Here is a 22,067-nt window from a genome sequence, read left to right as displayed (position 1 = left end):
GTTTAACAGAGCCTTATTTTTAAAAAATCTCCATCCATTCAAAGCAGGGAAACCTTGAAGTAACCGCATCATATAAAGTTCTTTCAATGATTTTATGGCATTACCAGGCTCATCCGGTGAGGCTGATGAATTATTTAAAAACAGCTTTGGTAGGTTTGCCAATGCTGTTTTTCATATGTAATCACCACCGTGCGCTATATTATATAAAAGCTAATTTTTATATTCTTTTTCACGCTAGCAAAAGTATCATAAAATAATAGGGATGAAATAGTAGCTTAGATGGGGAGGTGAAAACATGTCTGACACCATAAGACCAAGAAGAATTATTTTAGATTTAGCCGTTACTTTAGATGGTTTTATTGAAGGGCAAAATGGCGAAGTGGATTGGTGCATTATGGATCCTGATATGGAGTTCACTACATTCTTGAATGAAATAGATACGATTCTTTACGGTAGAAAAAGTTACGATTTATGGGGCCAATATACACCTAAAGACGAGGTTTCCGAAATGGACAAAGTAATGTGGAATTTGGTTCATGGTAAAGAGAAAGTTGTCTTTTCCAAAACACAAAAAGGAACAGATGATAAAACGATATTCATTAATGAAAATATTCATGGAGAGATGATGAAGTTGAAGGACAAGCCTGGTAAAGACATTTGGCTCTATGGCGGAGCAAGCCTGATTACGACTTTCATAAATTTAGGACTCGTTGATGAATTCAGATTATCCATCCACCCCGTTGTTCTAGGAGTAGGAAAACCTTTGTTTGTAGATATCAGAAAAAGATTAAATTTAAAATTGGTTCATACAAGAACGTTTTCCTCTGGCGTCGTACAATTAACTTACCACAATAGGATTGGCAAAGTCATTAATGACTAAGACAGCGGCGAATGTAAATTTCCCGCTGTTTTTGATGCAATGATCCAACCAATTAACCCTAAATCTAATTTATCAGCCCCACGAGAAGTCTCTGCCTGTACCTTATCTCAATAAAGAATGATTTCATTTTACATTAATAATATTTTACTAGACTGAACGGTGCATAATACTTAATTAATCTATGCAGATGAGAAGTTGAGTAGATAAAGCTATAATAAAGGTTAACAATGGAAAGGCGGGAGAAGCATGTGGAGGGTGTTTAGGCGTTTGAAATTTATAATTACATTCTGGAGGTTCACGCCTTTTCTTCTAGATTTTTTTAAGTCAGGTGAAGTGTCCGGGACGAAAAAAATAACTGGAGTGCTGCTCATAATAGGTTATCTGATTTTCCCTTTTGACCTTATTCCTGATTATCTTTTGTTTGTTGGTGTCTTGGATGACATTATGGTTGTAACGTTTGTTTTGGAGCGGATGGTGAAGATGGCACCTGCTTCGTTAAAGGAGAAATACAAGCTTTCGGATAAATGAATAGACAGATTAGAATTGTGAGGAAGGGGGAGTCTGTCCCATGGAACCGCTAATCCAGCCAACCTGTGAAAAAAGATCTTATACGAGAGAGTTGACCTCTCACCAGCACTCGTTTGGGCAATTTTTGTTCCCCTTGGAGGGTTCCTTGGATATTAAGACGGAGTGGCAGGAGATAAATCTTGATCCGACCTACTGTTTTTATCTCCCACCAACATTTGACCACCATTTTAGTTCCAAGGATCGGAACGAGTTTTTAATATTGGATATTCCGATGCGTTATTTGCAGGAGGGTACGAGCAGTATGTATATCCACTTGGATGAGCAGTGGTCGTCCATTCGCTACTTGCTTTTGCAGGAGGCAAGAACTCAGGAGGAGAGGTCTTCGTTAACAGATTTGACAAGGTACGTGGCTAGCAAGCTTCAAACTTCGAAACCACCTTCCATCGCGTATGTTCATCGTCATTATAAGGAGGCCATCATGCTGGAAGCGCTAGCAGAAATGGAACATTATCACCCGGTCTACTATTCTTCATGGTTTAAAAAACAAACAGGGAAAAGTCTGCAGGTCTATGTGTCTGAGCTTCGTTTGAAGGAGGCTAAAAACCTGTTGCTTTCTACAGGGTGGACGATGTCGAGGATTGGGGAGGAAATAGGCTTTGAGAATTCTTCCTCTTTTACAAGGTGGTTTGTCCGCATGGAAGGATTGCCCCCTCAAAAATACAGACATATTCATAATGGCTAAAAAGGATATTAAACTTGGTAAAGAAATTTTTTGATGAATTTTCTAAGATAAGTTTAGTATTCTTTTTTAAGAGGTGAGGATTTTGAACGGAAAAACAGCTCCTTTTTTTATTATAATAGCTGCGGTACTGTGGGGAACCACCGGTACGGCACAGACATTTGCACCTGAAGCGGCACATCCGGTTGCCATTGGGGCGGCCCGATTGGCAGTTGGAGGTCTATTGTTATTGTCCCTTGTTTTTATGAGCGGCGGGTTGAGCTTGAAAAATTGGCCGCTTAAATCAACAATTTTAGCCGCTTTAAGCATGGCGCTGTTTCAACCATTGTTTTTTACTGCCGTGACGGTCACAGGGGTGGCCATTGGGACAGTGGTTGCGATAGGGAGTGCGCCGATATTATCTGGCTTCCTGGAATGGGTTTTCCTAAAAAGGCGTCCGACTAAAGTTTGGTGGGGCTCGACTTTTTTGTCCATTACGGGCTGTCTTATGCTCTTTTTAAATAAGGAGTCTGTCATCGTGGATCCAGTTGGGGTGTTGATGGCCTTGGGTGCAGGACTATCGTTTGCTGTTTATGCGATTGTCAGCCGGGATCTGGTAGGGAAATATCCATCCCTCTCGGTTGTTGCGGTTGTGTTTACGCTTAGTGCCGTTTTCTTAGCGCCATTCTTATTTATCTTTGATATGTCTTGGATGGTGGAGGTAAGAGGTTGGAGCATCATTCTTTACCTTGGAATCATGACGACAGGGGTGGCGTATTTTCTTTTTGGGAAGGGGCTTACCTATGTTTCCTCATCCACCGCGGTAACCCTTGCACTGGCAGAGCCGTTAACGGCAGCTTTATTTGGGGTGTTTCTGTTAGGAGAACAATTGAATTCAACCTCTTGGATTGGTATGGTCCTTTTAATGCTTGGAATCGGGTTATTGGTTGTTGGAGCCAAGGGGACAGGGAATTCTGCCCGTTTATCCTTTAAAGGCTAGATGGGTGGAGGGACCCTTTCCTTCAACGGAAGGAAAATATTTGATTTTGTGGGATAAACTGCTATACAACGCCAAAAACGGCGGAAGGAACAGAATTGTCTGGGCAGAGGTTGGCTAAAACAAAAATAGTTTTTAACATCAGGCCATTACTTGTAAAAAATTGCTATAATAACCATATACATATGAACAAAGGGGGAGAGATAATGGCTGAAATGAATGAAAATCCTTTATTGAAAAGGGATGAAAATAAACCGAAGATCAAAGTGGAAAGAAAAGAAGGCGAGCCGACTGCTGCGTTTAAAGGTGCAAGCTGGGCTGCTCTTGTGGTAGGGGTTTCAGCTTATCTCATCGGACTGTTCAATGCCGCGATGGAACTGAATGAGAAGGGCTATTATTTTGCTGTATTGGTATTCGGCCTGTACGCAGCTGTATCCCTCCAAAAAGCAGTAAGAGATAAGGAAGAGGATATCCCTGTTTCCGGTATCTACTACGGACTCAGTTGGTTTGCGGTCATTGTCGCCATTTCCTTGATGGCGATCGGGCTGTACAATGCGGGCAGTATCATTTTAAGTGAAAAAGGATTCTACGGCATGTCATTTGTGCTAAGCTTATTTGCGGCAATCACGATCCAGAAAAATATTCGAGATACGCAAAATGCCAGAGAACGAGATTAATAGGGAGGGCGGTACTGTCGGCTGATTTATCAAAGCCTGTCAGTACCGCTTTTTTCTTGGATATGAAGACCTCGGTGCCGAGGGAATGGAGTGGGAGAGGTCTTCATGGAGGTTATGAGGACCTCGGTGACGAGGAGATGGAGGTGGGAGAGGTCTTCATGAGGGTTATGAGGACCTCGGTGACGCAGGAAATGGAGTGGGAGAGGTCTTCATGGGGGTTATGAGGACCTCGGTGACGCAAGAAATGGAGTGGGAGAGGTCTTCATGGGGGTTATGAGGACCTCAGTGACGCAGGAAAAGGATGGGAGAGGTCTTCATGGAACTTATTAGCACCCCGCCTGCCAAAAGCAAAACCCGGTGCCCAACTCAGTAGTGAAGTTAACTCATAGCGTATGCCAAAGTGACAAGCCTTGCTATCTTACGCTATAATTAGGAACGTTGTGATTACACACCTTTCAATGTAATGGGAAGGGGTTTTTTTATGATTACATTACATCATGTCAGTAAAGAATTCGAAGGTTTTCAAGCCGTAAAAGCTGTTTCTTTGAAAATAGATAAAGGGGAAATCCATGGGATTATTGGAGCCAGTGGTGCCGGTAAATCAACCTTGCTGCGACTGATCAACCTGTTGGAAGTCCCGGACGCCGGACAGGTGGAAGTGAACGGTCAGGATCTCACAAAGTTGCGGGGCAACAAACTCCGCGAGGCTCGAAAGTCCATCGGGATGATTTTTCAGCATTTTAATTTGGTGGCAAATAAAACGGTTTACGAAAATGTTGCCGTATCCCTTCAATTGTCAGGCTTTCCGTGGAAAAAACGTCGTCAACGAGTAATGGAATGCCTTCAATTTGTAGGGATGGAAGGTTTTGTGGAGAAATACCCTGCACAGTTGAGCGGAGGGCAAAAGCAACGTGTGGCCATTGCAAGGGCTTTGGCGAATAATCCCGAAGTGCTATTGTGCGATGAACCCACCTCTTCGCTTGATCCAAACACAACTGCTGAAGTCCTACGTGTTTTGGAAAATGTCAACAAAAGCCTTGGTGTCACAGTGGTCGTGGTCAGTCATGAAATGGAAGTCATCAAAAGTATCTGCCATAACGTGACGGTCATGGCAAACGGGGAAGTATATGAGACGGTGCGAACAAAACCGCAGGGTGTCAAACAGATAGACAGCAATCCACAATACTTTGTCGACCAGCTGGTGAAGGGGGCTGACACAGATGATGCCTGAAATCTTACTTCAGTATGAAGCGGAAATCTGGCGGTCCATAGGAGAAACCTTCATCATGGTCGGCATGTCCATTCTCGCTGCGATTTTGGTGGGGCTTCCGGTAGGGACACTTCTTTTCCTATGCAGAAAAGGGAATTTGCTAGCCAATCAGCTTACCTTCTCCACGTTGAATCTATTGGTGAACATCATCCGCTCCTTCCCGTTTTTGCTATTGGTCGTATTTTTGATTCCATTTACCCGCTGGATTATCGGGACAGCTATCGGAACGGCAGCAGCGACCGTGCCGCTTGCGATCATTGCCATCGCGCACTATTCCCGCCTTGTCGAGCAGTCCTTATTGGATGTGCCTAAAGGGGTGTTGGAGGCAGCTGTCTCGATGGGTGCTTCAGTAAGGGAAGTGGTCTTTAAATTCCTTTACGTGGAAGCCAGGTCCGGCCTTGTCCTTGGATTGACCACCTCGATCATCAGCTTTATTTCCTACTCTACCATCATGGGCGTGGTAGGCGGCGGTGGAATCGGGGATTTCGCCATCCGTTACGGCTATCAACGATTTGAAACCGAATTGATGATGTATATGATCATCATTATGGTCATACTGGTACAACTGATACAATTTACAGGCATGACTGTATCAAGAATGATTGATAAAAGATAAGCATGAATGTGCAACAGGAGGATATTCTTAATGAAAAAATTAATATTTTTAATGACGTTAGCTATCGTAATGCTAGCTGGCTGCGCGCAAAATAATCAAGGAAATGAAGGAGAGGCTGGGGATGCTGGCCAGAATCAAGAAAAAGAACAAGCAACGCTAAAAGTGGCTTCCCTTATTCCGCCAATGACAGAAATTTTGGAGCTTGTGAAACCAAAGCTTGCAGAGGAAGGCATTGATTTAGAAGTGGTTGTATTAGGCGATAATGTCCAGCCAAACAGCGCCCTTGCAAATGGTGAAGTGGACGCAAACTTCTTCCAGCACGTTCCTTACATGGAGGAATTCAACCGTAACAACGACGCAGAGTTGGTTGGGATCACACCAATCTATTATGCGAACTATGGCGTATATGCGAAAGACTACAACGATATGGAAGAACTGCCAGAAGGCGCTGTCGTTGCCATTGCAAATGACGTTTCCAATATCGACCGCTCATTGGCACTTCTTGCACAACACGATGTCATCACGTTAAAAGAAAAAACAGGACCTTACCATACACAAGCAGATATCGTAGAAAACCCGAATAACTATAAATTCGAAGAAGTCGACCTGCTGATGCTTGCTAGAATGTACGATGACGCAGATGCGGTGGTCATGACTCCAGCTTACGCAGCTCCACTTGGATTGACGCCGAAAAGTGATGCACTACTGACAGAAGGAACCGACAACGAATTTGCCATCACACTTGTAGCCCGTGAAGACAACAAGGACGCAGAAGCTATCAAGAAGCTGGCTGAAGCCATGACAAGTCAGGAAGTACGTGAATTTCTAGAAGAAAACTATGACGAAACGGCGATTCCGGCATTTTAAGATTATTTTTGACAAGACCCTTTACCTATTTGAATAGGTGAAGGGTTTTTTCATGAACATTATGTCTTTCGCTTAGGCTGATTTTGACGTTCGCCCGATTGCTTGTGAAAATCGCTCGTAAAATCATATTATCGCCCGATTGCACTCGAGAAACGCCCGTATATATTAATAATCGCCCGAATGGTTTTTAGGCGAACTCGCTCCAAATTTCTCTTGGCTTATTTATCGGGCCACCCGCTCCATGGAAAGACTTCACACTTTTTTAAGTGCTCAAAATAGTTTATAATAGTCAGATAAATAGAATGATACTCTTATGAAATATTTTAGTAGAATATGATATGATAGAAATTAAGATGGACAAGTGTGTTTATAGGTGGTGTCTTGCTTAAGGTTATTTTCTAGCAAGTATGCCTGCTCTTTATTATAGGCTGTTTTCGTGAATTTTGTTGCTGTTTCGTATACTCAATATAGCCGTTATATGACTTGCTGACGTGCTCTTTTCTTTGTTATACGAAGCATACTGCTCCTTGTGATTTCTAGGTATGTAAGCAGAGAAAAGTCCAATTGCCGACTTTTTACCAGTGAATAGCAACAATCTTCGAGAAAAGAGCTTTTTTATAAACTTAGGGGATGTGTAATGATGAGCAACATGCAGAAAAAAACAGACGTTATCTTAATTGGTGCCGGGGTCATGAGTGCGACGCTTGGATCGTTATTAAAAGAAGTAGCGCCAGATTGGGAGATTAAAGTATTCGAGAAGCTGGCAAGCGCTGGGGAAGAGAGCTCGAATGAATGGAATAATGCGGGTACGGGACATGCTGCACTATGCGAACTTAACTATACATCCGTGAAAGCGGACGGCTCCATTGATATCAGCAAGGCGGTCAAAGTCAACGAACAGTTCCAACTTTCCAGACAGTACTGGTCCTATCTAGTAAAACGCAACCTGATTAGCAATCCGCAGGACTTTATCATGCCGATTCCACATATCAGTTTTGTGGAAGGGACAGAAAATGTCACGTTTTTGAAAAAACGGATGGAAGCGCTGTCAAGGAATCCGCTGTTCAAAGGCATGGAATATTCCGAGGATCCGGCAAAACTGAAGGAATGGATGCCTCTTATGATGGAGGGGCGCACCTCGACGGAGCCGATTGCGGCAACGAAAATTGACTCTGGTACAGATGTGAATTTCGGTGCGTTGACCCGCATGTTGTTTGACCAATTAGAGAAAAGCAATGTGGAAGTCCATTATGAGCATAGTGTGGAGGACCTTAAGCGTGCCAAGGACGGCTCTTGGGAATTGAAGATCCGTGATATCAAATCCGGAAAAGTCGAATCTCATTATGCCAAGTTCGTCTTTATCGGCGGGGGTGGCGGAAGCCTGCCTCTATTGCAAAAGACCGGTATCCCGGAATCGAAGAATATTGGCGGTTTCCCGGTAAGTGGCCTCTTCCTCGTATGCAACAATCCTGAGGTCATCGAGAAGCATCATGCGAAAGTATACGGAAAGGCAAAGGTTGGTGCGCCTCCGATGTCTGTACCGCATCTTGATACAAGGTATATCAACAACAAGAAGAGTCTGCTGTTCGGCCCATTTGCAGGCTTCTCACCAAAGTTTTTGAAAACAGGATCCAATCTGGATTTAATCGGATCCGTGAAGCCGTATAATGTCATGACGATGTTATCTGCAGGATTCAAGGAAATGGCCCTGACAAAATATTTGATTCAACAGGTGTTGTTATCCAATGAAAAGCGCATTGATGAGCTGCGCGAGTTTATCCCTAACGCTAAAAGCGAAGATTGGGAGATTGTCGTGGCGGGTCAACGTGTTCAAGTCATCAAGGATACAGAAGCTGGCGGCAAAGGGACTCTTCAATTTGGAACGGAAGTGGTCAGCGCCAGTGACGGCTCGATAGCAGCATTGCTTGGCGCTTCTCCGGGGGCTTCTACTGCTGTTCATGTCATGCTTGAGGTCTTTGAGAAATGCTTCCCAGAGCAGATGTTTCAATGGAAAGAGAAAATCCAAGAAATGATTCCTAGCTATGGCGTATCTTTAGTAGATAACCCTGCGCTATTTGATGAGCTTTTTGCCTCCACCGCGGAAACTCTCTTTCTTAGTAAGGAACAAAAAGAGCTTTCCTTTCATTAAAATTAGAATAAACGGTAAAACCTTCGACCCTCCTTTGGATTGAAGGTTTTTTTGTTACTTTTAAAGCCGGAAACTTGAGTTGGAGATTCCAACTTCTGTATGCTGAAAGTAATATCCAAGATCCTAAGGAGGTTTTTTTATGAAAAAGGCTAATCGAGTTATCAGGGACCATTGGAAGGTGCAATATAAAAATCCAGGTTATCCCCATGTCCAGCAAGGGTGGGTTTTGCCTCCAGACCGGATGTATGAGTATGACCCGTTCATCCTGATGGCGGATGATTGGTTCAAACGAGGGACCTTCTCCGATCACCCTCACAGGGGCTTCCAGACCATCACCTATGTGATCGATGGAAGGCTAGAGCATACCGATAACCAGGGCGGGCATTCTGTCTTGCACGCAGGGGATGTCCAGTACATGAATGCGGGGAGCGGTGCCCGCCATGCCGAGGAAGCGGTCGATGAGGATGTCATCCACACGTTGCAACTCTGGTTGAATTTGCCGAAGAGCTTGAAGCAAACGGAATCCTCGTATCAGAATGTTCTTTTGGAAGATGCTCCTTTGGTGGAAGTGGACGGTGGTTCGTTGCGGGTTTACTCGGGAAGTGTAGAGGGAGTGACAGGTCCGATGAACTCATTGGTCCCTATTAATATGTTTGAAATCTACTTGCGAGCAGGAGAGCAATATTCCTTGGAGTTGCCTGCGAATCACAACGGCCATATCTACATGCTGCAAGGCAAGATGAGTTTTGGATTGGAGGAAGAAGTGACATTAGGGAAGACAGAGGCGGGGCTGTTGTCTTATGAGGAGAGTGCGGAAGATGGTGAGACGGATGTTCTTCAAATCAAGGCTTTGGAGCGGTCGAAAATGCTAATCTATACGGGGAAACCTATTGGGGAGCCGCTTGTTGCGAGGGGGCCATTTGTGATGAATACGGAGGCGGAGATAGAAGATGCGTTTGAGGACTACCGTATGGGAAGGTTTGGGCCGTCTTCCCAATAAACACTCTTAAGAAGTAGAGGGACATTTTTTAAAGGTTGGTTGATAGATAGGGTAAATATAGATATTATAGGCGAAGGGGAGCTTGAAACGTTAACCTGTATCGTTTCGACAATCAGTAATTTGATCCCATATAATTAATATCTATTCTGTTCAAATAGGGAAATGAGGTTGGACATGTTCAACACTACTAAACGAAAATATATATCCCTCTACCTTATTTTAGCCATTTGCATGTTCTCCTCCTTTTTCTTTGTCCAAAATAACCATTCCTTTTATGACCGGCCAATAGCCAAAGTAGTGGAAACAAAGCTTGAGGATCAGACAGAGCTGGTTGATATGTATGAGAATGAAGATGTCATGTACAGGCAGCAGGTTATTGCGGAATTGCAAAACGGAAAGCACAAAGGTGAGCAAATCTTTTTAACAAATGAGTATTCGAATTCCGGGGGGTACGACCAGGAATACCGAGTTGGTAATGAGCTTTTTGTTTCCTTCCAATCCTCCCAAGAAGAGGGTGCCATGCTAAAAGGTAACATAGAGGACGTGAAGCGGGATAAATTTCTTCTATTAACGGCATGGTTGTTTGTCTTGGTGTTAGTTTTGGTAGGAAAGAAACAGGGAATATATTCGATCGTAAGTCTCGTCGTGAACGCGATGTTATTATCCTATGCATTAACTATTTATATGAAATCCTCCAATATCAGCTTGGTGTTGATATGCGGCATCAGTGCGATATTGTTCACGGTCATTTCTCTCTTGCTGGTTAATGGACGGAATGAAAAGTCCTATGCGGCGGTCATTTCTACCTTGCTGGGCACCTTGGCATTAATGTTCATCACCTATCTCGTTATCGGGGCAACTTCCGGAAATGGATTAAGGTATGAGGACATGCAGTTTTTAACCCGGCCTCCTGAGGTGGTGTTCATGGCTGGGATCTTGGTGGGGTCGCTCGGTGCGGTAATGGATATTGCCATCACAATGTCCTCTTCCATTTTCAGCTTATATGAAAAGAAGCCGAACATATCGGTAAAGGCACTTGTGGCATCTGGGATGGATATCGGAAAAGATATCATGGGAACCATGACCAACATTTTGTTCTTCGCTTATGTGAGCGGTTCTATTCCCATCTTGATTTTATATTTTATGAATGCTTCGCCTTTCGGCTACACCCTATCCCTTAACCTTTCCTTAGAGCTTGCCAGGGCATTGGCTGGGGGAATAGGGATTGTGCTGACGATTCCAATCGGTTTATATGTGTCGATATTTTTTGTCAACCGGAAGAGGGCGAGGGCATGAATGTATTAGTTGTACTTGCAGCGATCTTGTTCCTCTTGATGGTTCTTGTTGGTGGGAAAAAAGGGGTGCGTTCCTTCATCGCACTCTTCGTTAATTTCGGTGTGCTCTTTATGACCATTCTGTTTATGACAGATCCCAATGCGAATCCTATTGTCTTGACCTTGATTGCCTGCATCATCATTAGCTGTGTCAGCCTGTTTTATATTAATGAATGGAACGTCAAAACAACCATTGCATTTATTTCGACGGTCATCTCTATCATCATCATGCTACTCTTTATTTCTTTTATCACGAAACATTCCATGATCCAGGGGTTCAGTGAAGAAGAAATAGAAGAGATGGGCATGTATTCCATGTATCTAGGAGTAGATTTTGTTAAAATTGGGGCTTCCGTCATCATCATGAGCACGATCGGTGCCATTGTTGATATTGCCATCTCCATCACATCTCCCATGCGTGAAATACATCATCATAATCCGAACATCAGCCGAAAAGAACTGTTTATGTCCGGTATGAGCATAGGAAGGGATATTCTAGGGACAAGTGCCAACACTATCTTTTTCGCCTTTTTTGGAGGCTATCTGGCCTTGCTTATCTGGTTTAAGGAGCTGTCCTATTCTACCGGGCAAATCATCAATTCTAAAGTGTTCAGTGCCGAGATGATCACGATCCTTTGTGCCGGGACAGGTATCGCCATTGTGATTCCGATCGCTTCCTGGATTACGGCGTATGTTTTAGTGAAAACGAATAAGGTAGGACATTAGAGGGAGAAGCTTATCATTCCTCCCTCTTTTCCTTTTTTTACCCTCCAACTATTTACCTGAAAAGAATAGTCTATTAAAGCCCTTTCAGTTAAGATGAAGGCACTATGTTTTTTATTGGAGGAACCGAATGATTAAACTAATGGCAGATTCAACTTGTGATTTATCCAACGACGTGCTAGAGATGTATGACATCAGTTTGGCACCATTGAGCATTAATATTGAGGGAAAGACCTTTAAAGATAGAGTTGACATAGAACCGGATGAATTTTACGGCATGATGGAGGCCCTTTCAGAGTTTCCGACGACAGGGATGCCTAGTCCGGTAGAGTATCTGACCATTATCAAGGAGGCCGTCGAGAGCGGCTACAAGGAAATACTTTGCATTTGCATGTCCAGTGGGACAAGTGGATCCCAACAATCAGCTGAATTGGCAAAAGGATATTTCTTTGAGGAAAATCCAGATTCACCAGTGAAGATTCATGTGGTAGATTCCAAGTGTATGAGTCATGGAAGCGGCTGGCTTTTGTTAAAGAGCGCGATGATGAGGGAGAAAGGCGCCTCCTTCCAAGAGTTGATTGATTTTAATGAGAACTATAAAACCAATGTGAAACACTTCCTTTCCGTGGATGATCTGGATCATTTAATTAAAAGTGGAAGGCTTTCAAATGCCAGTGCATTCCTCGGAAAGCTGCTGATGCTTAAGCCGATTATGACCATGAAAAACGGGAAAGGCGCCATCGTTGCGAAAGAAAGAGGCTTGAAACGGGTCCTCAAGCATTATGTGGAGGAGTTCATCAAGCGTAATGATGAAACAGTGACGGACTTTATTATCATCGGCTACACTTCTGACATAAAGATTGCCGAGAACCTGAAAGTGAAGCTAGAAAAGGAAACGGATTTCACCGGTGCCATCCATATCATGCAGATGGGCGTTTCTGTTGGTACCCATGTGGGACTTGGTGCCCTTTCCATGTTCTTTGTTGAGAAAAAATAATGTACGTGAAGCCACCCATAGCGGTGGTTTTTTTGTAGGCTTCTTCGTAAACTTTGTTGCTTTTACTTATTTTTAAACCAACCGTAATACTCCTTCCTTTCGTGCTCTTTTCCCCGCAATACTAGATATGCTACATGCATATCTTGAGTAAATACTCAGTAAAAAGTTCAATTGCCGACTTTTTACTAGGGGATATAAAAGTGCCTTTTTGAGGATTTTTATCCTTCGGACTTTTGTGGTAGGGTTAGTATATTGGAATAATAGTTCAAATTTTATAAAATCATAAAGGCAAAGGGGGTTTTCGATATATGTCTTCAAAACAGAAGAACAGCTACGATGATTTACATAAACCGACGAAAAGTAACTGGAGTGTCCTGCTAGGAGCGGCCTTTCTGATGGGGGCTTCTGCCATCGGACCGGGTTTCTTAACGCAAACGGCTGTATTTACTGAACAGCTTCTTGCAAGCTTCGGTTTTGTCATATTAATGTCGATCATCTTGGATATTGGGGTACAGGTAAATGTTTGGAGAATTATCGCCGTCTCCAAGAAAAGGGGGCAGGATATTGCCAATATGGTCCTGCCTGGACTTGGGTATTTCCTCGCTTTTGCCGTTGCCTTGGGTGGTCTTGCATTCAACGTAGGTAACATTGGTGGGGCGGGCCTCGGAATGAACGTACTTTTTGGTATCGATGTGCGAATTGGAGCCGTCATCACCGCTGCCATTGCCATAGGGATATTCCTATCCAAAGAGGCAGGAGTGGCAATGGACAAGATTGCTCGTTATTTGGGATTGATGATGGTTTTGCTCACCCTTTATGTGGCATTCCAAAGTAATCCGCCTGTAGGGGAGGCTGTTTTCCGTACGTTTGCGCCGGAAACCATTGATGTCTTTGCCATTATTACCCTGGTTGGTGGAACGGTTGGTGGCTATATCACGTTCGCTGGTGGACACAGGCTATTGGATGCCGGAATCAGCGGAAAGGAAAACCTGCATCATGTGACGAAGAGTTCTGTATCAGGAATTGTCATCGCTTCTATCATGCGAATATTCTTGTTCCTTGCCGTGCTTGGTGTTGTTGCCGCCGGTTTTAAATTAGATCCAAACAATCCACCTGCATCCGTTTTTATGGAGGCAGCGGGAATGGTTGGTTATAAAATGTTCGGCCTAGTGCTCTGGGCAGCGGGGATCACCTCTGTTGTCGGGGCAGCTTATACATCTGTTTCTTTTTTACGAACATTGTCTAAAAAGATTGATCGAAATAACTCAAAGGTCATCATTGGGTTCATTGTCGTATCCACGATTATTTTTGCTTTCATTGGCGAGCCAGTTCTATTGTTGATCTTGGCTGGTGCGTTTAACGGACTTATTTTACCTGTCGCACTTGGAACGCTACTGATAGCAGCTTACAAAAAAGAGATTGTCGGGGATTACAAACACCCGTTGTGGTTGACGATTTTTGGTGCGGTTGTGTTTATCGCAACAGCTTACTTGGCAGCGGTCACGTTAATCAACCAGGTGCCGAAGCTGTTCTCATAATATAGACAGAACTTGAGGAGGGGAGCCAAATTGAAAGTCCAATTTCACCCATTAGGGGATACAGGTATACAGATTCTATTTGGGTCCGACATATCAGAAAAAACGAATCATCAGATTAGACTGTTTGCGGATCACCTTAGGAAGCAAGATATCGAAGGCATTATAGAGTGGGTGCCGGCCTATACGACGCTCACTATATTCTATCAACCGGATAAAATTAACTATAAGGATTTGTGCCAAAAGCTCGAGGAAATTCAAGACCAATCACAAAGGGAAGATGTAAACTCTGACTCTATCGTCTATGAAATCCCTGTCCTGTATGGAGGGGAGGTCGGGCCTGATTTGTCAGAGGTGGCAAGCTGCAATGGATTGACGGAAAATCAGGTCGTTTCTATCCATTCTGCCCAGTCCTATCTTATATACATGATGGGGTTTGTCCCAGGCTTTCCTTACTTGGGTGGAATGACGAAAGATATTGCCACACCAAGACGAGAAAATCCGAGGGCAAAAATCGAGGCTGGATCAGTAGGAATAGCGGGGGAGCAAACAGGTGTCTACCCTTTAGAAACTCCAGGTGGATGGCAGGTTATCGGGAAGACGCCCGTGAAGCTTTATGATCCAGAGAGGGAGGACCCGATCCTTTTATCTGCTGGGGCTTATATCCGCTTCGTTCCTATTGGACAAAAAGAATATGAAGAGATAGAAGAAGCCATCAAGCTTGGTGAATATAAGGTGAAAAGCTATCAAAAAGGGGGAGGACATGATGAAAACCATCGACCTGAACAGTGATTTAGGCGAAAGCTATGGTGCGTATACCATCGGAAATGATCAGGAAGTACTGAAGTACATTTCGTCTGCAAACATTGCCTGCGGTTTTCATGCCGGGGACTACAATGTGTTGATGGAAACCGTTAAGACAGCTGCAGGGCTAGGAGTTTCCATTGGGGCCCACCCTGGATTCCCCGACCTGGCGGGGTTTGGCCGACGTGATATGTTTATGAGCCGAGAAGAGATCTTCAACCTTGTAGTCTATCAGATTGGAGCAATACAGGCTGCTGCAACAGTATATGGGACACACGTTCATCATGTGAAGCCGCACGGTGCCTTGTATAACTTGGCATCTAAAGATAGTGAAGTGGCTATGGCCATTGCAAAAGCGGTACACACAGTCGATTCGAACCTGATTTTATTCGGCTTGGCAGGAAGTGAACTCGTCCGGGCAGGAGAAAAAGTCGGCTTAAAAGTGGCACAGGAAGTATTCGCCGATAGAACCTATCAACCTGATGGAACACTCACTCCAAGGTCCCATGCAGATGCCATGATACACGATTCAGACCTTGCAGTAGAGCGGGTACTGAGAATGGTGACGGATGGAAAGGTGGAAGCCGTAGACGGCCAGGACATTTCCATTCAAGCAGATACCATCTGTGTGCACGGAGATGAACCGGAAGCCTTAGAGTTTGTTCGGAAGTTAAGAGCGAAATTGGAGGAAGAACAGGTGGAGATCCAAGCCTTTGGGGTGGTGGAGATCCATGACTAAACCTCTGTTTCAAGTAATGAAACCAGGGCTATTAACAACCTTTCAGGATTTAGGGCGGACAGGACTTCAGGAGTTTGGGGTGGTTGTTTCAGGTGCGATGGATGAGTACGCCCTTCAGATAGGCAACCTTTTGGTCGGAAATGATAAAGGGGAGGCGGCACTCGAAGTCACCTTCATGGGGCCAGAGCTAAAGGCTTTAGAGGATGTTGTCGTTGTCATATGCGGTGGGAATTTATCTCCTAAGGTCAATGGGAAAAAAGTATCCATGTGGAAGAGTTTCAAGGTGAAAAAGGGAGAGCTTCTTGAGTTCGGGAAGCCAATAGAGGGTGCCCGTTCTTATATTTGTGTGGCCGGGGGATTCGATGTCCCGGTTGTAATGGGAAGTAAATCAACCTTTTTAAAAGCGAAAATTGGCGGGTTGAACGGCCGGGGGCTGGAAAAGGACGATGTACTATACGGAGAAGGTCATGTTGGTGTACGAACCAGACGATCCATCCATCCCCAAGAGATACCTTCCTACAATAAAGAGATGGAAATAAGGGTATGCCTTGGGCCCCATCTTGAGGCCTTTCATGAATCATCTGTGGAAACATTCCTTTCCTCCACTTATGAAGTCACCCCGCAATCGGATAGGATGGGCTATAGACTAAAAGGGCCTAAAATCGAGCACAAAACATCGGCAGATATCATCTCAGAAGCGATCCCTCTTGGGGGGATACAAGTTCCTGCAGATGGAAGCCCGATACTATTGATGGCCGACAGGCAGACAACCGGCGGTTATACAAGGATTGCTACCGTCATTTCCTATGATATACCGCTACTGGCTCAGGCACAGCCAGGAACTCAGATTCGATTCAGGGAAGTTTCTGTGGAAGAAGCACAAGCATTGTATGTGAAGAGGGCCAAGTTTTTTAGTGTGCTGGAGAAGTTGACATAATAAGAGTTTAGAGGATTATTCACAGTAGGGGAGATTGCGCCCTACTGCTTTTTTGTTTGGGGTGTTTGCCGTTGGGGGAGCTGTGGAAGAAGGAAATATAGGGTTTGGCATGAACTCAGGGTGTTTTGGCACGAACTTGCCTCAATTTGGTACGAACTTGCTTCATTTTGGCATCAACTTGGCACTTGGGCCACTTCGACTTCCGAGATTACCTTCAAATTAGTAGGAAGTTTAACAAAAGGGCCTAATATACTAGTAGAATCTCATTCCAAACTGAAAAAGACTAACAAAAGACCTTCATACCACATAAAAAAAACCTGCCCCCAAACAAATCGGAGGCAGGTTTTTAAAAATTAAAAATGTTATTTCGCTTCCACTACAGCTTTCTCCGTACCTTTTCCTGTGTTGCCTCGCTTCCAGAAAATCTGTAAAGCTAGCATCACACCAAAGGCGATGAATCCGAAGATATCTGTATTGGCCTCAGGGTAAATTAGAAGCAACCCTGTAGAAACGGTGATGATACGTTCGATCCAGTGAAGCTTTCTGTACCAGAAACCGATAAGGCCGGCACCGATGGAGATCATCCCGACAATGGAGGTCACAAGTATCCAGGAAACTTCCGGAATGGTCGTATCGATCATAAGCAGCTGTGGCTGGAATACAAACATGTACGGGATGATAAATGCCGCAATGGCAAGCTTGGAGGCATTTATTCCGGTACGTATCGGCTCCCCTTTGGATATCCCGGTTGCAGCAAAGGCGGCAAGGGCTACTGGTGGAGTGATATCGGCTACAATTCCGAAGTAGAACACGAACATGTGCGCAGCAAGAATCGGAATGGCAACTTCTAGCTGGTTATTCAATGCGATGATGGCAGGTAGCGCAATCGTCGATGTAATAATATAATTGGCTGTCGTCGGTGAACCCATCCCCAAGATGATCGAAGCAATCATCGTGAAGAATAGAGTCAATAACAATAGCAATGTTGGAGTGGAGGTAATGGATGCAGCGATTCCTACAAGGCTGTTCCCCATTTTAAGTCCAAGTCCAGTTTTCGTCACGACCCCTACGATGATACCAGCACACGCTGTGGCAGCAGCAACACCTAATGCGGTACGTGCCCCATTTGTCAGTGCAAGAATGAATCTCTCTAAATTAATTCTCGTATCTTTCCGGAACATACTTACGATGATCGTACTTAAAATACCAAGTAGGGCAGTACGTTCAATACTGAAGCCTTGGAATAAAAGGAATACGATGATTAGTATAGGTAATAACAGGTGAATCTTCTTTAATACTTCACGCTTCTTTGGTATTTCTTCTTTTGGCAAGCCATGCAGGCCTTGCTTTTTCGCTTCCAGGTGAGTCATGATCCAGATTCCTGAGAAATATAGAATTGCTGGGATGGTAGCGGCTTTGGCGATATCCCAGTATGCCACACCTGCAAATTCGATCATCAAGAAAGCGGCAGCACCCATGATTGGTGGCATGATTTGTCCACCAGTGGAAGAAGCTGCTTCTACCGCTCCGGCAAAGTTGCGGTGGTATCCCAGTCGCTTCATCAAAGGAATGGTGTAGGAACCAGTTGTAACTGTATTCGCAACAGAGCTTCCAGAGATTGTACCTTGCAAGGCACTGGAGAAAATGGCAACCTTTGCAGGCCCACCAGTTCTTCTGCCTGCTAGGGAAATGGCCAAATCATTAAAGTAGTTTCCGACTCCGGTTTGAACAAGGAACGCACCAAATAATAAGAATAAGAAAATATAGGTAGATGATACCTGTAGCGGTGTTCCTAGAATTCCTTCTGTCGTAAAGAACATACTTTGAATAAATTGATTAAGGCTGAGACCTCTATGTGCAAGCATTCCAGGCATATATGGCCCGAATAAGGCGTAAATCATAAATACGGTAGCGATGATGGTGATCGGTAGCCCGATAGCACGCCTTGTCGCTTCTATAACCAAAAGGATGGCCAGTCCACCAATTACCGCTTGTTGGGAATTGATGCTGCCGATCTGTTGGATCATCGTGTCATAAAATACTGGCCAGTATCCGCAGACGACAATGGTCAATCCGACAAGGATGTAATCGTACCAAGCGACCTTATTTTTCGGTGCCCCTCTTCTGGCAGGGAACAACAGAAAGATCAGTGTAAGGGCAAAGCCCAAGTGAACAGTACGTTGGATATATGCCGTAAATTGGCCGAATATCCCTGTGTAAAGTTGAAAAAGGGAAAAGGCGATCAACATGAAAAAGACCACTTTTCCTGCGTAACCTGTCAGGTGCCGGGTTTTCGCATCTGGATCGTACTTTTCAAGCAGTTGTTCTTGCTCTTCTGCCGTCAATGCCTTGTCCTTATTAGCGTTTGTATCACTCATGAATTTTCATTCCTTTCATATACTGCCATAATGTCAATTTTTCGACTCTTACATTATACCAGTCTCCTGGAGTAAAGTATTCGTTGAACCAAATCATTTTTTCTCCGTTTTGGCCCCAAGAAAGTCGATTTTTGGAAACGGTTTTACCATTTCGGATATTCATAGAGGAGAAGACATTATTCAAATCTTTGATATGGTATTTGCCATCTTCATAGACAAATTCCTCCCCGTCTTCCGCATTGGATGGCATGCCAATTCCGAATTCTTCATAGACAATTTCGGTTTGAACGATTTGGAGGTCATCTGTCACCATATATTTTTCCACTACATCCGTTAAATGGATGGAATGTGTAAAGGTGATTTGAAAGGTGTCCTCTTTATTTATGGGGAGGTATGCTTGGATGTGTCCGGTGTTTTGCGTATCGAAAACCAATGCTGTCCGCAAAGGGACCAAGAAGAATATCGATAATAGCAAAACGATGGTAGAGGATAATATGATTGCAAGCATTCTTTTTTTCATCTTAACCCACCTAGAAAAAATAAAAAGAAGGACCGACAGCAAAGTGGAACCAAGTGTCGGCCAATCTCTATTCTTATAGCTGATATTAGTCGAGTAAACCTTCTTCTTTAAAGTACTTCTCAGCACCTGGGTGGAAGTCGATACCGATTCCGTCCGTTGCCGTTTCAAGGGTGATGAACTCACCTTTGGCATGGGCAATTTCCCCAGTGTTTTCATAGATTGCTTTTGTGATTTCATAAACAAGGTCCTCAGAAAGGTCCTTAGAAACAGCTAACATTGCAAGGACCGCGACAGTCGTCACTTCGTTTTCCATGTTGTATGTTCCAGCTTCAATTGTATCAGCAGCATAGTATGGATATTTTTCCACTAGCTCATCAATTTTATCTTGAGCGATTGGAACGATGCTAACGGATGTAGTAGCAGATAGACCTTCTACCGCACCAGTTGGTGTTCCGGAAGTGATGAACGCAGCGTCGATGTTTCCATCCTGGATTCCACCAGTGGACTCACCGAAGTCAAGGTTTTGAGCATTGATATCGTCCATTGTCATGCCATGCACTTCAAGGATTTGTTGTGCGTTGATGTACGTACCAGAACCAGGAGCACCTACAGATACTGTTTTACCTTTTAGGTCTTCTACACTGGAAATCCCAGAATCAGCCTTTGTAACGATTTGGATTGTTTCCGGATAAAGAGAACCAATAGCCAAAACATTATCAACAGCTTTTCCTTCAAAAGCGTTTGTGCCTTCTACCGCATTAGCCATAACATCCGTTTGAACGAAAGCAAGCTCTGCGTCGCCTTCAGATAAAGCGATTACATTATCCGCAGATGCATTGGAAGAAACTGCGTCAGTCTGGATATCTGTTTTCTCACCGATAATTTTAGCCATTGCTCCACCTAGCGGATAGTATGTACCACTTGTTCCACCAGTAAGCATGCTTAAGAACTTTGGATCTTCACTGCCGCCTTCCCCGCCAGAACCATTATCTCCACCACCACATGCAGCCAAGAATAAGGATAATACTAGAACCATAGATAAGGCTAAGAAACTATTCTTTTTCATCGAACTCCCCCTAATAATAATTTTAACATCTCCTATTTTACATTCATTACAGAGATTTATCAAATGTGAATCCAGTATTTAGGCGGTTTTCTGTTATAATCACTCTTCTTCGGAGGAGTGTGTGCTATTACACTTGTACTCTACCATGCTAAAATAGTGAATAGATAAAACGTAGTAGTGGGGAGTGCTCTTTAATGAAAATAAATAATATCCTTTTTACAGGTAGGTTGATAAAAGAGTTAGATTCGTTGTTAGATTCTAGTGAAGCGTTGAAAGGAAGAGATCTGCGTTTTATTCCTGAAAGTGTGATTAGCCGGGAGGACTTAGAGTGGGCAGATGCTTATGTGGCGTTTCAACCGACAGTGAACTTTCAATTTGGAAATGTGAAGTGGGTACACTCGCTTGGCGCCGGGGTAGACCGATACATGGCACTGGGGAATTGGCCCGAAGATGTGCTCCTAACAAGAACGATCACTTCATTTGGGCAGAAAATCGGAGAGTACACGCTTAGTTATATGCTAAAAGACTTACAGCATCACGATACTTTTCGTGATCAGCAGGGGCGTGGGGAATGGAAGATGCTTGCTCCAAGGGCATTGAAGGAAGTGAAGGTGGTCATTTTTGGGACAGGGGAGATCGGTCAGGAGGTAGCGCGGATCCTTGCATACTTTGGGGTGAAGGTGTACGGGGTATCCCGCAGTGGGACGGAAAAGAGCCACTTTTGTAAGGTGATGCCTTTGGGTGGGATTGAAGATAGTTGTATCGGAGAAGCTGACTATGTGATAAATACATTGCCTCTTACTGTGGAGACGGAGTGTTTGTTTGATGATGGATTCTTTGGAAAGCTGAATCAAGCGGTGTTCCTGAACGTAGGAAGAGGAGGGACTGTAGACCATGATGCTTTATTGGCTGCATTGGATAGCCGTAACGTTAAAGCGGCAGTCTTAGATGTATTTGAGGAAGAGCCATTACCTGTTGGGAGTCGGTTATGGAGTCATCGTGGTGTGACGATCACCCCACATATTTCGGCGATTACGACGCCTGAAGAAGCGGTGGCTTGTTTTCTGGAGACGTTGGAGGGTGTAGAGAGCGGTCGTGAGTTGCGGAATACGGTGAATGTTGGGCGGGGGTATTGAAGGGTAGGGGTAGTGAGGGAGGTTATCGGCAGGAGTAATGGCGTTTTTTTGGCGATTTCCTGATAAAATCTAAAATTTCCTGATATATCGTGGGAATTCCTGATATCCTGCGAAATTTCATGATATATTTCAAATTTTCATGATATCCAGCTGGAGTTGGTTGATGTTTCACCCAAAGTGGGTGATATCCCACCAA

The 22,067-nt window shown here is 44.1% G+C and carries 21 protein-coding genes; 18 read left to right on the top strand and 3 right to left on the bottom strand.

Annotation, left to right across the window (positions count from 1 at the left end; genetic code table 11):
* Nucleotides 1-295 precede the first annotated feature (295 nt).
* The 17 genes from MKY77_RS24735 (at nucleotide 296) to MKY77_RS24655 (ending at nucleotide 16,771) form a co-directional block, all read left to right on the top strand.
* Nucleotides 296-880, top strand: coding sequence for a dihydrofolate reductase family protein (locus MKY77_RS24735; protein ID WP_339148226.1), 585 nt, complete (start codon nucleotides 296-298; stop codon nucleotides 878-880).
* Nucleotides 881-1,126: 246 nt separating this feature from the next.
* Complete coding sequence (locus MKY77_RS24730; RefSeq protein WP_339148225.1) at nucleotides 1,127-1,408, top strand: DUF1232 domain-containing protein; 282 nt, start codon at nucleotides 1,127-1,129, stop codon at nucleotides 1,406-1,408.
* A 145-nt stretch (nucleotides 1,409-1,553) separates the two neighbouring features.
* A complete protein-coding gene (locus MKY77_RS24725) occupies nucleotides 1,554-2,150 on the top strand; it encodes an AraC family transcriptional regulator (protein WP_339148224.1) in 597 nt (198 codons plus the stop codon).
* Between the two features lie 82 nt (nucleotides 2,151-2,232).
* On the top strand, nucleotides 2,233-3,126 hold the full coding sequence (locus tag MKY77_RS24720; RefSeq protein WP_339148223.1) for an EamA family transporter: 894 nt from the start codon (nucleotides 2,233-2,235) through the stop codon (nucleotides 3,124-3,126).
* Nucleotides 3,127-3,329: 203 nt separating this feature from the next.
* A complete protein-coding gene (gene yiaA, locus MKY77_RS24715; protein ID WP_339148222.1) occupies nucleotides 3,330-3,800 on the top strand; it encodes an inner membrane protein YiaA in 471 nt (156 codons plus the stop codon).
* 481 nt (nucleotides 3,801-4,281) lie between these two features.
* On the top strand, nucleotides 4,282-5,031 hold the full coding sequence (locus MKY77_RS24710; RefSeq protein WP_339148221.1) for an ATP-binding cassette domain-containing protein: 750 nt from the start codon (nucleotides 4,282-4,284) through the stop codon (nucleotides 5,029-5,031).
* Nucleotides 5,024-5,686 carry a methionine ABC transporter permease gene (locus MKY77_RS24705; protein WP_339149915.1) on the top strand — a complete coding sequence of 221 codons (663 nt, stop codon included), beginning with the start codon at nucleotides 5,024-5,026 and terminating at the stop codon, nucleotides 5,684-5,686. The genes MKY77_RS24710 and MKY77_RS24705 overlap by 8 nt, the downstream gene beginning before the upstream one ends.
* Before the next feature lie 30 nt (nucleotides 5,687-5,716).
* Entirely contained in the window at nucleotides 5,717-6,553 is an 837-nt protein-coding gene (locus MKY77_RS24700; protein WP_339148220.1) for a MetQ/NlpA family ABC transporter substrate-binding protein, read from the top strand.
* A 640-nt stretch (nucleotides 6,554-7,193) separates the two neighbouring features.
* Entirely contained in the window at nucleotides 7,194-8,702 is a 1,509-nt protein-coding gene (gene mqo, locus MKY77_RS24695; protein ID WP_339149914.1) for a malate dehydrogenase (quinone), read from the top strand.
* Nucleotides 8,703-8,841: 139 nt separating this feature from the next.
* The gene (locus MKY77_RS24690) at nucleotides 8,842-9,702 is read left to right on the top strand and encodes a pirin-like C-terminal cupin domain-containing protein (RefSeq protein WP_339148219.1); all 861 of its coding nucleotides are present in this window, start codon (nucleotides 8,842-8,844) and stop codon (nucleotides 9,700-9,702) included.
* A gap of 174 nt (nucleotides 9,703-9,876) precedes the next feature.
* On the top strand, nucleotides 9,877-10,998 hold the full coding sequence (locus MKY77_RS24685) for a YibE/F family protein (RefSeq protein WP_339148218.1): 1,122 nt from the start codon (nucleotides 9,877-9,879) through the stop codon (nucleotides 10,996-10,998).
* Nucleotides 10,995-11,762, top strand: a complete 768-nt coding sequence (locus tag MKY77_RS24680; RefSeq protein WP_339148217.1) for a YibE/F family protein — start codon at nucleotides 10,995-10,997, stop codon at nucleotides 11,760-11,762. Before MKY77_RS24685 ends, MKY77_RS24680 begins: the two co-directional genes overlap by 4 nt.
* Nucleotides 11,763-11,889: 127 nt before the next feature.
* Complete coding sequence (locus MKY77_RS24675) at nucleotides 11,890-12,756, top strand: DegV family protein (protein ID WP_339148216.1); 867 nt, start codon at nucleotides 11,890-11,892, stop codon at nucleotides 12,754-12,756.
* 308 nt (nucleotides 12,757-13,064) lie between these two features.
* Nucleotides 13,065-14,294, top strand: coding sequence for an NRAMP family divalent metal transporter (locus MKY77_RS24670; RefSeq protein ID WP_339148215.1), 1,230 nt, complete (start codon nucleotides 13,065-13,067; stop codon nucleotides 14,292-14,294).
* A gap of 30 nt (nucleotides 14,295-14,324) precedes the next feature.
* A complete protein-coding gene (pxpB, locus tag MKY77_RS24665; protein WP_339148214.1) occupies nucleotides 14,325-15,083 on the top strand; it encodes a 5-oxoprolinase subunit PxpB in 759 nt (252 codons plus the stop codon).
* Nucleotides 15,058-15,834 carry a 5-oxoprolinase subunit PxpA gene (locus MKY77_RS24660; protein ID WP_339149913.1) on the top strand — a complete coding sequence of 259 codons (777 nt, stop codon included), beginning with the start codon at nucleotides 15,058-15,060 and terminating at the stop codon, nucleotides 15,832-15,834. The genes pxpB and MKY77_RS24660 overlap by 26 nt, the downstream gene beginning before the upstream one ends.
* A complete protein-coding gene (locus MKY77_RS24655; RefSeq protein WP_339148213.1) occupies nucleotides 15,827-16,771 on the top strand; it encodes a biotin-dependent carboxyltransferase family protein in 945 nt (314 codons plus the stop codon). Before MKY77_RS24660 ends, MKY77_RS24655 begins: the two co-directional genes overlap by 8 nt.
* Before the next feature lie 362 nt (nucleotides 16,772-17,133).
* Here the strand turns inward: MKY77_RS24655 and MKY77_RS24650 are convergent, their stop codons facing one another.
* The 3 genes from MKY77_RS24650 to MKY77_RS24640 form a co-directional block, all read right to left on the bottom strand.
* Nucleotides 17,134-19,149, bottom strand: a complete 2,016-nt coding sequence (locus MKY77_RS24650; RefSeq protein ID WP_339148212.1) for a TRAP transporter permease — start codon at nucleotides 19,147-19,149, stop codon at nucleotides 17,134-17,136.
* Nucleotides 19,142-19,669 carry a DUF1850 domain-containing protein gene (locus MKY77_RS24645; RefSeq protein ID WP_339148211.1) on the bottom strand — a complete coding sequence of 176 codons (528 nt, stop codon included), beginning with the start codon at nucleotides 19,667-19,669 and terminating at the stop codon, nucleotides 19,142-19,144. The genes MKY77_RS24650 and MKY77_RS24645 overlap by 8 nt, the downstream gene beginning before the upstream one ends.
* An 85-nt stretch (nucleotides 19,670-19,754) precedes the next feature.
* Nucleotides 19,755-20,735 carry a TAXI family TRAP transporter solute-binding subunit gene (locus MKY77_RS24640; RefSeq protein ID WP_339148210.1) on the bottom strand — a complete coding sequence of 327 codons (981 nt, stop codon included), beginning with the start codon at nucleotides 20,733-20,735 and terminating at the stop codon, nucleotides 19,755-19,757.
* A gap of 194 nt (nucleotides 20,736-20,929) precedes the next feature.
* Here MKY77_RS24640 and MKY77_RS24635 point away from each other — a divergent pair, with 194 nt between their 5' ends.
* Nucleotides 20,930-21,871, top strand: coding sequence for a D-2-hydroxyacid dehydrogenase (locus MKY77_RS24635; protein ID WP_339148209.1), 942 nt, complete (start codon nucleotides 20,930-20,932; stop codon nucleotides 21,869-21,871).
* Nucleotides 21,872-22,067 lie beyond the last annotated feature (196 nt).

It is taken from the genome of Sutcliffiella sp. FSL R7-0096 (genome assembly GCF_038595065.1).
Lineage (GTDB): Bacteria > Bacillota > Bacilli > Bacillales > Bacillaceae_I > Sutcliffiella_A.
Note: the sequence above shows the minus strand (reverse complement) of the source record. Positions and strands in the feature narration are given on the sequence as shown.

Bases quoted from the DNA above. Each gene is read 5' to 3' on its own strand.
- MKY77_RS24680 (WP_339148217.1), top strand. From the start codon at position 10,995: ATGAATGTATTAGTTGTACTTGCAGCGATCTTGTTCCTCTTGATGGTT.
- MKY77_RS24685 (WP_339148218.1), top strand. From the start codon at position 9,877: ATGTTCAACACTACTAAACGAAAATATATATCCCTCTACCTTATTTTA.
- MKY77_RS24635 (WP_339148209.1), top strand. From the start codon at position 20,930: ATGAAAATAAATAATATCCTTTTTACAGGTAGGTTGATAAAAGAGTTA.
- MKY77_RS24670 (WP_339148215.1), top strand. From the start codon at position 13,065: ATGTCTTCAAAACAGAAGAACAGCTACGATGATTTACATAAACCGACG.
- yiaA (WP_339148222.1), top strand. From the start codon at position 3,330: ATGGCTGAAATGAATGAAAATCCTTTATTGAAAAGGGATGAAAATAAA.
- MKY77_RS24730 (WP_339148225.1), top strand. From the start codon at position 1,127: ATGTGGAGGGTGTTTAGGCGTTTGAAATTTATAATTACATTCTGGAGG.
- MKY77_RS24675 (WP_339148216.1), top strand. From the start codon at position 11,890: ATGATTAAACTAATGGCAGATTCAACTTGTGATTTATCCAACGACGTG.
- MKY77_RS24710 (WP_339148221.1), top strand. From the start codon at position 4,282: ATGATTACATTACATCATGTCAGTAAAGAATTCGAAGGTTTTCAAGCC.
- MKY77_RS24660 (WP_339149913.1), top strand. From the start codon at position 15,058: ATGAAAACCATCGACCTGAACAGTGATTTAGGCGAAAGCTATGGTGCG.
- MKY77_RS24690 (WP_339148219.1), top strand. From the start codon at position 8,842: ATGAAAAAGGCTAATCGAGTTATCAGGGACCATTGGAAGGTGCAATAT.
- MKY77_RS24640 (WP_339148210.1), bottom strand. From the start codon at position 20,735: ATGAAAAAGAATAGTTTCTTAGCCTTATCTATGGTTCTAGTATTATCC.
- MKY77_RS24655 (WP_339148213.1), top strand. From the start codon at position 15,827: ATGACTAAACCTCTGTTTCAAGTAATGAAACCAGGGCTATTAACAACC.
- MKY77_RS24645 (WP_339148211.1), bottom strand. From the start codon at position 19,669: ATGAAAAAAAGAATGCTTGCAATCATATTATCCTCTACCATCGTTTTG.
- mqo (WP_339149914.1), top strand. From the start codon at position 7,194: ATGAGCAACATGCAGAAAAAAACAGACGTTATCTTAATTGGTGCCGGG.
- MKY77_RS24735 (WP_339148226.1), top strand. From the start codon at position 296: ATGTCTGACACCATAAGACCAAGAAGAATTATTTTAGATTTAGCCGTT.
- MKY77_RS24700 (WP_339148220.1), top strand. From the start codon at position 5,717: ATGAAAAAATTAATATTTTTAATGACGTTAGCTATCGTAATGCTAGCT.
- MKY77_RS24705 (WP_339149915.1), top strand. From the start codon at position 5,024: ATGCCTGAAATCTTACTTCAGTATGAAGCGGAAATCTGGCGGTCCATA.
- MKY77_RS24650 (WP_339148212.1), bottom strand. From the start codon at position 19,149: ATGAGTGATACAAACGCTAATAAGGACAAGGCATTGACGGCAGAAGAG.